At 66.3% G+C, this 11,481-nt stretch carries 11 protein-coding genes; 6 read left to right on the top strand and 5 right to left on the bottom strand.

Annotated elements, in window-relative coordinates; all coding sequences use genetic code 11:
- Position 1: 1 nt before the first annotated feature.
- On the bottom strand, positions 2–481 hold the full coding sequence (locus GRI97_RS06040) for a GNAT family N-acetyltransferase (RefSeq protein ID WP_235917620.1): 480 nt from the start codon (positions 479–481) through the stop codon (positions 2–4).
- Between GRI97_RS06040 and GRI97_RS06045 the strand changes: the two genes are divergently transcribed.
- Complete coding sequence (locus GRI97_RS06045) at positions 465–692, top strand: hypothetical protein (protein ID WP_235917621.1); 228 nt, start codon at positions 465–467, stop codon at positions 690–692. The genes GRI97_RS06040 and GRI97_RS06045 overlap by 17 nt on opposite strands.
- A 170-nt stretch (positions 693–862) precedes the next feature.
- Here GRI97_RS06045 and GRI97_RS06050 read toward each other — a convergent pair whose 3' ends face one another.
- The 4 genes from GRI97_RS06050 to GRI97_RS06065 all read right to left on the bottom strand — a co-directional run bounded on the left by GRI97_RS06050 (position 863) and on the right by GRI97_RS06065 (position 5,734).
- A complete protein-coding gene (locus GRI97_RS06050) occupies positions 863–3,280 on the bottom strand; it encodes a TonB-dependent receptor domain-containing protein (RefSeq protein ID WP_161390175.1) in 2,418 nt (805 codons plus the stop codon).
- 25 nt (positions 3,281–3,305) lie between these two features.
- Positions 3,306–4,295, bottom strand: coding sequence for a FecR family protein (locus GRI97_RS06055; protein ID WP_161390176.1), 990 nt, complete (start codon positions 4,293–4,295; stop codon positions 3,306–3,308).
- Between the two features lie 27 nt (positions 4,296–4,322).
- Positions 4,323–4,838 (bottom strand): RNA polymerase sigma factor, encoded by a 516-nt coding sequence (locus tag GRI97_RS06060; RefSeq protein WP_161390177.1) that lies wholly within the window; start codon positions 4,836–4,838, stop codon positions 4,323–4,325.
- A gap of 110 nt (positions 4,839–4,948) precedes the next feature.
- Positions 4,949–5,734, bottom strand: coding sequence for a M23 family metallopeptidase (locus tag GRI97_RS06065; protein ID WP_161390178.1), 786 nt, complete (start codon positions 5,732–5,734; stop codon positions 4,949–4,951).
- Between the two features lie 141 nt (positions 5,735–5,875).
- Here GRI97_RS06065 and GRI97_RS06070 point away from each other — a divergent pair, with 141 nt between their 5' ends.
- From GRI97_RS06070 to GRI97_RS06090, 5 genes are read left to right on the top strand one after another with little or no spacing between them, the layout of a single operon-like run.
- Positions 5,876–6,688, top strand: coding sequence for an aldolase/citrate lyase family protein (locus GRI97_RS06070; RefSeq protein ID WP_235917622.1), 813 nt, complete (start codon positions 5,876–5,878; stop codon positions 6,686–6,688).
- Between the two features lie 3 nt (positions 6,689–6,691).
- Positions 6,692–7,534 carry an inositol monophosphatase family protein gene (locus GRI97_RS06075; RefSeq protein WP_161390179.1) on the top strand — a complete coding sequence of 281 codons (843 nt, stop codon included), beginning with the start codon at positions 6,692–6,694 and terminating at the stop codon, positions 7,532–7,534.
- On the top strand, positions 7,531–9,414 hold the full coding sequence (locus GRI97_RS06080; protein WP_161390180.1) for an SLBB domain-containing protein: 1,884 nt from the start codon (positions 7,531–7,533) through the stop codon (positions 9,412–9,414). The genes GRI97_RS06075 and GRI97_RS06080 overlap by 4 nt, the downstream gene beginning before the upstream one ends.
- Positions 9,411–10,532: a capsule biosynthesis protein gene (locus GRI97_RS06085; RefSeq protein WP_161390181.1), complete on the top strand. Its 1,122-nt coding sequence runs from the start codon at positions 9,411–9,413 to the stop codon at positions 10,530–10,532. Before GRI97_RS06080 ends, GRI97_RS06085 begins: the two co-directional genes overlap by 4 nt.
- Positions 10,529–11,467 carry a glycosyltransferase family 2 protein gene (locus GRI97_RS06090; RefSeq protein ID WP_161390182.1) on the top strand — a complete coding sequence of 313 codons (939 nt, stop codon included), beginning with the start codon at positions 10,529–10,531 and terminating at the stop codon, positions 11,465–11,467. The genes GRI97_RS06085 and GRI97_RS06090 overlap by 4 nt, the downstream gene beginning before the upstream one ends.
- The last annotated feature ends 14 nt before the right edge of the window (positions 11,468–11,481 follow it).

Raw genomic sequence — 11,481 nt, forward strand, 5'->3', positions numbered from 1 at the left:
GTCACCTGGCCGGGCGGTGCATATACAGCACGTCCGGCCCATAGGCGGCGGTCAGGCGTGCAGCCAGCGGCGCATCCGCCACGGCGGCAAATCCGCGCGAAGCCCAGAATACATCGGCACCGCCCACCGCCAGCAGAAAGACATCGCCAAGCCCCGCCTGCTTCGCCAGTTCCAGCACCATGCGCGTCGCCGTGCCGCCCGCCCCGGTGCCGCGCGCGACCCGCAAAAGCGCCAGATCGTGCAGATAGAAACAGTCCGCATCCGCCGGAATGGCCTCGATCATCCCGCCCAGCGGCGGCGGCGCCTCATGCCGCCAGGGATGCGCGATCAGATAACCGGCGATATCCGCGCCATCCGCCAGCACGAAACACCCCGCCGGATACAGCGCGCGCCGTTCCGCATAGACCGCACGCGGCTCTGTATATTGCCCATGCACCGCATCGGACAGCGTGCTGACCGCATCCATGTCGGCTGGTTCCATCGCTCTCCACTGCATGAGAATGCCCCCTTCTAAAAAACTAATTAAATACAACAACATAATCGTCATGCCAGCGAAGGCTGGCATCTGCCGCACCCCGCTCAACGTGCTGATTGCAGGGGCCATAGAAGGTCTAGCTTTGCTCAGCGATGCAGGAACGCCGCGCCGCAAAATCAGCCTCTACCGCATCATGATAGCGGCCCTGTCCCTTTAATACCGACACGCGGGCTGCATCGACCTTTTGTTGCAAAAAGATGGAATGCTCGCGGGGCTGCGGCAAGAGCCTGGGACTGTCTTGTGGATCAGACGGCATGATCAACTCCAACTCAAACGCCTATCCAGAGTGTGGAGAAATTGTGGAGACGGAGATGCCGCTCCTCAGACTCAAAACGCCATGTCGAACCCGATCCGTACACTGCGCGGGCGCAACGGGGTGATCTGTTCGCGGTCGTACAGCATGAAGGGGGAACCCAGCGCGAAGCGGTTGCCGCGTGAATTCAGCAGATTGGTCAGCGACAGGCTCAGCCCGCGCCGGTCATTGCCGACGCGCAAATCCAGTCCGGTATCCAGATAATCGCCCTGCAGCTTTTCCAGCACGGGGCCGATGCCCAGTGTCGATTGTCCGACATAGCGGGCATGGCCGGCCAACGTGAGATCGTAGTCCTGCGTCAGGAACATGTCATAGCGGAAGCCCACCCGGGCTGTGGCATCGGCCACATTGGGGAGCCGGTCGTCGCGGATCGCCACGGCGGTGGTGGGCAGGACACTGCCACCCTCGACCTGGCGGATGTCCTGGTAATAGGCCATGATCGACACATCGGTCCGCGTCACCTTGCTGTCGTTCAGATAGACGGCGGCGTCCAGTTCCAGCCCGCGCACGGGCCGCCAGTGGCCGGACAGGCCGGCCGACAGCACCTCTCCATCGCCGATATTGGCGGTGGTCGGGAATCCGAAGCCGTCGATCAGATCGGCCTGGATATTGCGCCACCTTGTCCAGGATCCCGTCACCGCCAGATCGAAACTGTCGCTGGTGAAGCGGCCGCCGGCCTCGCTTGTGGTGACCCGGTCGCCCTTGAACCGCTGGATGTAATCCTGCCGCACGGCGATGCCGCCGGGGCGGAAGCCCTGCTGGTACCGGGCGAACAGCGTCAGCCGGTCGGTGGCGCGATAGGCCAGCGCGGCAGACGGCAGGAACAGCGTTTCATTGCGCTGGGCGCGGGCTTCCGGATCATTGCGGAATGCCAGCGCTTCCAGCACATCGGCAGACTGGCCGGACAGGCTGGCATGGGTCAGCCGCCCGCCCAGCGTCAGATTGACCCGGCGGATCGGTTCCAGCGTGGCTTCGCCATAGAGTGTCGCTTCCTCGATCTTGTTGGTTACGCCGGTCAGGGCGGATGAACCCATGCTGCGGCGCGAATCCGCCTCATTCTTCAGCAGGCTCGCCGCGATCAGCCAGCCCGTGCCATCGGGCCCGCGCCGGGCCAGCCGGCTCTCGAAGGTCAGCATCGCGATATCGACCGTCTGCGAATAGGCGGTGGCCGGCGCGTTCCGCTCCGGCGGGAGGGCCGGCATCGCCGCGTCGGCCAGCGCCACGCCTTCGAAGGTTTCGAAGACATTCTGCCGCGCATAGCCAAGCGAGGACAGCCATTCGATATCGCCGAATTGCCGCCGCACGACCAGATCGGTCAGCCAGTAATCGCTGCGATAGGGCTGGGCCATGGTGCCGTTGCGCGCCAGATCGCCGGCCTCGCGTTCGGCATATTGGCTGTCATCGCCCTTGATGCGCTGGCCCACCACGCTCAGATCGATGGTGAAATCATCATTCGGCTGGAACCTCAGCGCAGCCCGGCCGCCGGCCGTGGTGACGCTGTTGATGTCGTTCACCCCGCGCCCGATATCGTCGATATAACCGCCCTCGACCGATCCGAAGGCCAGCGCGCGGAAGGCCAGTTTTCCTTCCACGACGGGCAGGTTCACGATTGCCCCGCCATCCACCGCCGGCTGCCCGTCCCACACGGCGGCGGCACCGCCCCAGGCGGAACCGGAGGTGCGGTTCAGTTCGGGGGAATGCGGCACTACCCGCACCACGCCGCCGAGCGATCCGGCGCCATAGAGCGTGCCCTGTGGGCCTTCCAGCACCTCCACCGCGCTGACATCGAACAGGCGCAGATTGGGATCGGGCGCGCTGTAGGTGATGCGGCTGTTGCCCCAATACTGGCCGACCGTGGCCTGGGTCGGCCCAACAAAGCTGGAATCGGCGATCCCGCGCACGAACAGCTTGTTGCGGCCCGGGCCCAGATGAGTGGAAACAACGCTGGCGATGCGACTTTCGATCGCGCCGGTGCCGCGCGTGCTGTCGGCAATGCTCAGCTGATCGCCGTGAATGATCTGCACCCCGCCGGGATAGGCGTTGAGCGGCGTGTCCCGCTTGGATGCGGTGACGATGATTTCATGCGGGATCTGCACCGGCGGCGGCAGCGCGGGTTCCGGGGGCGGCGGCGGCGCCGGGCGGGGGCGGGGCGCGCCTGTGCGGCGGCTGGGCGAGGCGGCGCGTTCGATCAGATAGGTGCCGCGCGCAACCCGCCGGGCCTGCGCCCCGGTCCCGCGCAGCAGCAGTTCCAGCGCCTCGCCGGCCATCATCCGCCCCTTGAGCGGCCGCACGCGCAGTTCCGTCAGGGCCGGGTCGCGAAATCCGATGCTGGCGCCGGTCTGGCTGGCCAGCATGCGGATCGCCGCATCCAGTTGCCCGGCCGACAGGTCGACCGCCACCGCCCGCTCCTGCGCAAGGGCAGGAGACGCCATGAAAACAAGGGCCAGAGGCGCCAGGCTAGCGGGGCGGACCATCGGGTGGTGACATGATCCATCCTTCGCCGCTGGGTGTGAAGGTCACGCCCAACAGCGGGCCAATCCGGGCAAACACCTGATCCGGTTCACCTTCCAAAGCCAGTGTTCCGGTAAAGCGGGCGCTGGCCGATGTTCCGCGCAGGGTAACCGGCCGGCCGATATTGCGGGCCAGATCGCGGGCGACCTGGTCCAGCGTGGCCCCATCGTAATGCAACTGCCCGCTCTGCCAGGTGCCGATCCCTTCCGGGCTCGTCTTGCGCAGCACCGGCGCGGCGTCAGCGTTCGCGCGCGACAATCCGTCGCCCGGGTTCAGCCGCACGGCATCCTGACCTGGGCGATAGATCACCGCGCCTTCGGCAACCGCCACATCCAGGCTGCCCTGATCGGCCACGACATTGAACACGGTGCCGGCATCGAGCAGGCGCGTGCCATCGGCCACCACCACAAACGGATTGGCCTCGTCATGGCGCACTTCGAACAGCGCTTCGCCATGGGCCAGTTCGACATGGCGGGGCCTGTCGCTGTCGATCGTCAGGCTGGTCGCGCCGTTCATGATGATCCGCGATCCATCGGCCAGTTCCACCACCCGCTGTTCGCCGGCGGCGGTGGCGATCAGTTCCGGGCCGCTGCTGCGATCGAACACGCCGATCCCGACCACAGCCGCAACCGAGGCCGCGATGGCGGCGGCTGCCGGCCACCAGCGGCGGCGCGGGGCGGGCAGTTCGACGATATTGTCTGTCGTCCATTCACGGGATGGGGCATCGGCCACGGGCGCAGAAGCAAGAACCTCGGCGGCACCGTCCACCCGGGCGAGCACCGCATCATAGGCGGGCAAATGTTCAGGGCTGGCGTCGAGCCAGTCCATGAAGCCATCCCAATCCGTAAAATCGGCGCCGCTGGTGCGCACAGCCCATGCGCTTGCGACCTCCATGATTTCCGGGGAGATATCCGGTTGAGGGCGGTCAGTGTTCATAACATTCCCGAGACGGAGACGGGGCCATCAATCCGCATCGAACTCTGTCTTTAAATTTGCCAGCGCCCGATACGCCTTTTGCAGATCTTTTTCCACCGAGCTCAGGCTGATGCCCAATTCGCGCGCGATCGCTGATTGGCCGATTCCTTCCAGTCGATACCGGCGGAACACCATATCGGCGCGCGGGCCCAGTTCCGCCAAGGTCCGTTCGACCGCGCGCAGCTGTTCCCGCGCGATCAGGCCACGTTCCCCGACCGGGCTGTCATGGTCCGAAACGCTGACATCGTGCCAGTCCTTCTGCCGACGCATGCGGCTGAGCGATGACCGGCGTCGATCGCGGATCAGGTTTTCGGCGGCGCGAAACAGGTAGGATGTGGCATCGGCGATTGGCGCTGATGGCGCATCGGCCAGCCGCTGCCACAGATCATGCAGCACATCCTCCGCATTGTCGCCCTCACCGCGCGCGGCGATGAAGCGCAACAGGCGCGGCCGCTCGTTCAGCAGCACGCGCTGGAGTCCGCTGATTCCCTCCTCCTCGCTCATGCCGCAAGGCTACCCTTGACATCGTCAAGCCGCCAGCCTGCCAAGTGCAGGGAGATGGGGAGTTGCGGCGCATGGCACGCATGGGGGGGAACCGGCACTGGCATGGCGGGTCAGAAGGCACGCGCCGTATCGAGGCCTGCCGCCTCTGCCTCACCATTGCGGGCGCGGGCAAAAGCGGAAACATGCGTGGCGGCGGGCGAGGCCAGCGGGCGATCGTCGGGCTGTGTCGGGAGGGTAGCCCCGGCGGCAAAGCCCGTCTGCGCGCCGGTCAGAAAGGGCAGCGGATCGACCGAGCGGCCGTCCCGGCGGATCTCGAAATGCAGATGATTGCCGGTCGCGCGGCCCGTCGCGCCCATCAGGCCAATGGTTTCGCCCTGTGACACCACCATGCCGGGCTGCACAAGAATGCGGTCGAGATGGCCATAGCGGGTGGTCACGCCGTCACCATGTTCGATGTCCACCATCCGGCCATAGCCGCCGGCCGTGCCGGCAAAGCGCACCCGCCCGGCGGCGGAGGCGTTGACCTGCGTGCCGCGCGCGCCGGGGATATCGATCCCGTGATGCATGCGGTGCTGTCCGTGCAAGGGATCGCGCCGCAACCCATAGCGGGATGACAGGCGGATATTCGCACGGGCAGCGGGGGGTGTTTGGGTTCTCGTCGTCAGGGCCGGGCGCTGCTCCGCGCGGGAAGCGTGCGGGCGCACGGGCTCCGCCAGCATCGCATCCCGGCTCGCGGTCATGTCCACCGCCAGGCTCCGCCCGCGTGGCAATTCCGCCGGCGCCGGGTTCGGCTCCGCCGCTGTGTGCACGGGCAGTTCAGCACCGGGCACGTCAACCGGCGCATTGGCGGCAAGCCAGCTCAGCAGCACGGGAACAATCGCGATAGCACCTGACATCCCTGCTTTGACGGAGGCCTCGGTCCGATCCCGTAACACCCGCCGAAAAAATTTTGCGCGCCATCGTTTTTACGGAAACGATCTGCCCGCTCCGTCTCGGCTCACATCAGCAACAGCTTTGCCATTTGGAGGAGAGGCTCAATGAATTCAGCGGAACGTCGCATGCTGGACATGCTCAGGAAGGGCCGGGACCAATATGGCGTGGTGGCTGTAAAGGCAGAGTTCGAGGCGGAAGGCACGCGCCCTGACGAACTGCTCCGCCTGCTGGAACTCACCCATCGCGCCGATCTGGCCGTGGCGCTGAAGATCGGTGGCTGCGAAGCGGTGTCCGATCTGCTCGCTTCGCGGCTCTATGGTGTGGATCATGTGATCGCCCCCATGGTCGAAACCCCCTATGCGCTGTCGAAATATATCGAGGCGAAGGACAAGACCCATCCCGGCAATCCGGATGGCACCAAGTTCCTGTTCAACCTGGAAACCCAGGCAACGCTGGAAAATCTCGACGCGATGATCCCGCTTGCTGCAAAGGGCGTGAATGGCGTCGTCTTCGGCCGGGTTGATTTCACCCTGTCGCGGGGCCTGCCGCGCGGCGCGGTAAATGCCCGCGAAATCACCGATGCCGTGCTCACAGTGGCGCGGGCCTGTCGCGCGCATGATCTGGAACTGGTCGTCGGCGGCTCGGTCTCGCCCGATGCGGTGGAAGCATTGCGCGAAATGCGCGCCATCCGCCTCGACCGGTTCGAAACCCGCAAGGTGGTGTTCGATGGCGCCGCTGTCGAACGGCGCGATATCGATGCCGGCATTGCCAATGCCGTCGCGTTCGAACTCGCCTGGCTGGAAAACAAGCGCGATTATTACCGCGCTGCTGCAGAGGAAGATGCACCGCGCATCGCCATGATGCAGGAACGCGCGCGCAAGGCCGTCGGCGTCAAGCTGGCGAGCGTGGCGGCCTGATCCATGGCGCTGCATGATGTCGTGTCGGCCCTGATGCGACGCGTTGCCGCAGAAACGGTGATGCCTCGTTTTCAGGCCCTGGCCGCCGAAGAAATCGCCGAGAAAAGCCCGGGGGAGGTGGTCACCATCGCCGATCGGGAATCGGAAGAACGGCTGACCGAAGGTCTCGCCGCGCTGGGCCTTGGCGCGCGCATCGTCGGGGAAGAGGCTGCCTCGCGCGATCCTTCGCTGCTCGATCGGGTGGGTGAAGGGCTCGTCTGGCTGATCGATCCGCTCGATGGCACGGCCAATTTCGCCGGCGGGCACGGTCCCTTCGGCATGATGGTAGCGCTGGTCGATGATGGCGAACCGGTGATGGGCTGGATGCTCGATCCGCAGAGCGGGCGCATGTGCCATGCCGAACGGGGCAAGGGCGCCAGCTGTGACGGCGCTTCTGTCCGCATCCGGGGCGAACCGCGCAGCCGCACGCTTGATCGGCCGATTGCGGCGCTGGCGACCCAGTTCATGACGCCCGCCCGGCGGGACATGGTGCACAATGCAGCGCGGAGCCATTTCGCCCAGGTTCCGATCCCGCGCTGCGCGGCCGAAAGCTATCCCCGGCTGGTCTTCGGCAGCAATCAGCTGGCGCTGTTCCAGCGGATTCTGCCCTGGGATCATGCCCCCGGCGTGCTTTTCCTGACCGAAGCCGGCGGCCACGCCACCCATTGGGATCGCAGCGCCTATCGCGTCGGCGGGCCTGGTGCCGGCCTGCTGGTCGCGGCCAGCGTGGAACATTGGGGCGCAGGCGCAGACCTGCTGCTGGAGCCGCAGGGCGGCCTTATCGATATGGAAACGCGTGTAGCATGAAGAGCCTGGGCCATCGGATCGCCGCGAGCCTTGTCGTGGTGGCATTGCTGACCACCCCCGCCACCGCCCAGTTCGCCTCCCCGGTCGGATCCTCCACCGGGGCTGCCGGGCAGCGGTCCGATGCGCCAACCAGCGGCGCGACCCAGGTGTCGGTGCCGCAGGCGCCGATCAATTCCTATCGCCCCGATGCGATCGATGCCCCGCCGCCCGATGTGATCACCCCCCCGGATGATGGCGCTGCGCCACCGCAGGGCCAGGGCCAGCGCGCGGGCCCGCCGCCCGCCAATGAATATGAACGCTTCGTCTCCACCGTGGCGGGCAAGCCGATGCGACGCTTCGGCACCGAATTGCTGCTGCCCGAAGCGCGCGGCTTCGCCGTGCCGTCAGTTGCCGCCGTGCCGCAAGATTACCGCCTGAACCCGGGTGACGAACTGCTGCTCGGCCTGACCGGTTCGGTCCAGGCCTCCAACCTGCGTCTTACCATCGATCCCGAAGGGCGGATATTCATCCCCCGCGTCGGCGCAGTCCGCGTCGGCGGAGTGCGTTATGGCGATGTCCATGGCGTGATCGAACAGCAGGTCGCCCGGCAATATCGCGGCTTCGGGCTGGATGTGTCGGTCGGCCGGCTGCGCGGTCTGACGGTCTATGTCACCGGCTTTGCCGCAAAGCCCGGCGCCTACAATGTCGGCAGCCTGTCGACGCTGGTCAACGCCGTGCTGGCGGCCGGCGGCCCGGCTTCGGGCGGCAGCTTCCGCTCGATCCAGCTGCGCCGCGATGGGAAGCTGGTGTCCGATTTCGATCTTTATGATCTGCTCCTGCGCGGGGATCGCAGCGGCGATGCCGTGCTGCAGAATGGCGATGTGCTCTATATCGCCCCTGCCGGGGACCAGGTTGCCGTCACCGGTAGCGTCAACCGCGAAGCGATCTTCGAAATCGCGCCCGAAGAAACCCTGGCCGATGTGCTGCTCTATGCCGGTGGCATCAGCACCGTGGCCGACGGCACGCGGCTGATGATGCTGGACAGCCTGGGCCGCCAGAACAATGGCTGGACGGAAGTCAGCGCCGCCGATGCCGCCGTGCGCAACGCGCAGCGCGGTGACGTGATCCGCGTCCTGTCCAATATCGATCTGGCCCGCCCGATGGGGCAGCAATCGGTACTGGTCACGATCAGCGGCGAAGTGGGCCAGCCCGGCCGTTATTATTTCAAGCCTGGCACGCGGCTGGAAGATGTTGTGGCCATGGCCGGCGGGCTGACCCCGCAGGCCTTCCCCTATGCCAGCATCATCACGCGCGAAAGCGTCAAGCATCAGCAACGGCAGAGCTTCGACCGCGCGATCGAAGATGTGGAACTGCTGCTGACCGCCCAGCCGGCCACGTCGATCAACCGGGCGCAAATGGCGCAGCCGGGCAGCCTGCAGCTGGTGGATTCCATTGTCGATCAGCTGCGCCGTCGCGAACCGACCGGCCGGCTGGTGTTCGATCTGCCCTATGATTCCGCCACGCTGCCAGCCGATCTGATCATGGAAAACAACGACACCATCCATATCCCGCCGCAGCCGGTGACGGTCGGCGTGTTCGGTGCCGTGCCGACCCCGGCCTCCTTCGCCTATCGCCAGGGCGCCACGATCGGGGATTACATCACCCTGGCCGGCGGCGTGCAGAAGCTGGGTGACAAGGGGGAAATCTTCATCATCCGCGCCAATGGCACGGTGCTGGCCGATGGCTGGGGCGTGCGCCGGGCGCCGGCCCTGCCGGGCGATCTGGTCTATGTTCCGATAGAGGGCAATCGAGGGGAGTTCTGGGCGCGGCTGCGTGACATCACCAGCACACTGTTCGGTGGCCTGGTGGGTGTGGCCTCGATCCAGGCGATCGCGGAATGAGCGTGGTGATTAGGGCCGGAAACAGGGCGAGCGACTGGATCGCCAACCCCCGCCATCGCTGGCTGATCTACGGCCTGCTCGCCGTTGCGCTGGCGGTGCTGTGCATCGTGCCGCGGCCCTATGTGGCGCGGGCCAAGGTGGTGCCGCAGGACAGCGGCACGATCGGGCTCAGTTCCATCAGCAGCGCCGCCGGTGGGCAGGCGCAGGGGCTCACCGCGCTGCTCGGCGGGGTCAAGACCCCGGTCGATTTCTACCTCGCCGTCGGGCGCGGCACCGATGTGACCGATGCGGTGATCGATCAGCTCAAGCTGGTCGGCCCGCAGGGCTATCCCTCGCTGGAAAAGGCGCGGCTGGCGCTGGCCAAGCGGGTGGATATCCATTCGCTGACCGGCGGCATCGTCGAAGTGGAGGTGCGCACGCATGATCCGGCCTTCGCCAAATCCGTGACCCAGGCCTATGTCCGCGCGATCAGTGCGCGGCTGACGGCGCTGGGGGAAGACCGGGTGCAGCGCAAACAGGCCGTGGTCCAGCGCCGTTTCAAGGAAGCGGCCGACCGCGTCGTCACGGCAGAGGCGGCGCTGGGCGCCTTCCGCCGCCGCAACCGTCTGGCCGAACCGGAGGCAGAACTGGGTTCGGCCCTGTCGCTGCGCGCGGGCCTCGAAGCGCAATTGCAGGCGCGGCTGGTGGAACTGAGCACGCTTGAACAGTTTCAGGGTCCGGAAAATCCGCAACTGGTGGCCGTGCGGTCCGAAGTGGCCGAACTGCGCGCCCAGATCGCCCGCAGCACGCGGCCCGATGCCGGCATGTCCGGCGGCCCCAATGTGGCCGGATTGACGGAGGTTTCGGGCGAATATCTGAACCTTTTCCGCGACTATCGCTTCGCCCAGGCGCTGTATGAAGTCTACGCCCGCTCTTCGGAGGAAGTCGCGGTCGAAACGCTCGCCGCCGAAACCGCCACCGATGTGCAGGTGATCGAAGCGCCGCGCGTCGATGACGATCGCAAGTTCAACGTGCCCGCCGTCGCACTGCTCGCGCTGGTGCTGGCGCTGGCCGCCTTCACCGAAATCTATGCGCCAGCCACCGGTATCCGGCTGTTCCGCGAACGGGCCGCCTCGTGACGCCTGAGCTCTCAATTGTCATCCCCTGTTACAATGAGGCGGAAAATGTCCGGCAGATCTGCGCCGCCGTCACGGTGGAGGCGGAACGGCACGTGGCCAGCCATGAAATCATCCTGATCGACAATTTCTCGACCGATGGCACGCGGGACATCATGCGCGACATCTGCGCCGCCGATCCGCGCATCCGCGCGATCCTGAACAACCGCAATTACGGCCAGATGCGATCGCCCACCCATGGCATCTATCAGGCCAGCGGCGCGGCGGTGATCGGCATGTGTGCCGATTTTCAGGATCCGCCGGCCATGATCGGGGCCTTCCTGGAACAATGGCGCGCCGGCGCGCAGGTGGTGCTGGCGCAGCGCCGTTCCGAACGCACATCCTGGCTGCTGGGTGCCGCCCGCCGGGCCGGCTATCGCTTCCTGGGCCGGCATGGTGACTATCCGGTGATTCCCGGCGCCACCGGTTTTGGCCTGTTCGATCGGGTGGTGGTCGATACGCTGGCCGGCTGGAACGAGCCCGAACCCTTCTTCCGCGGCATGGTGGTGGAAAGCGGCTATCGCATCGCGGTGCTCCCGTTCGATCGGCCCGAACGCGCCGCCGGCGAAAGCAAGAACGACTTTGCCGCGCTGTTTTCCTTCGCCCTGTCCGGCTTGGCCGGATCGGCCAAATCGCTGCTGCGCCTGCCGGTGATGCTGTCCTTCTGGGCCGGGGGTGCCGCGCTGCTGCTGGCGCTGGCCGCGCTGATCGCGCTGGTGTTGGGCGGGCCGTTCTGGCCGCTGCTGGGGCTGACGGCGATGACCGGCATGTTCGCACTGCTGCTGCTGTTCCTCGGCCTGATCGGGGAACAGGTGCGGCTGATTTCCGAACGCACCCGCGGCGTGCCTTTGGTGATAGAGGCTGAACGCATCAATTTCGGGCCGGACACGCTGCCGTGAAGGAGCGGGCACGG

The organism is Croceibacterium xixiisoli, assembly GCF_009827305.1.
GTDB lineage: Bacteria > Pseudomonadota > Alphaproteobacteria > Sphingomonadales > Sphingomonadaceae > Croceibacterium_C > Croceibacterium_C xixiisoli.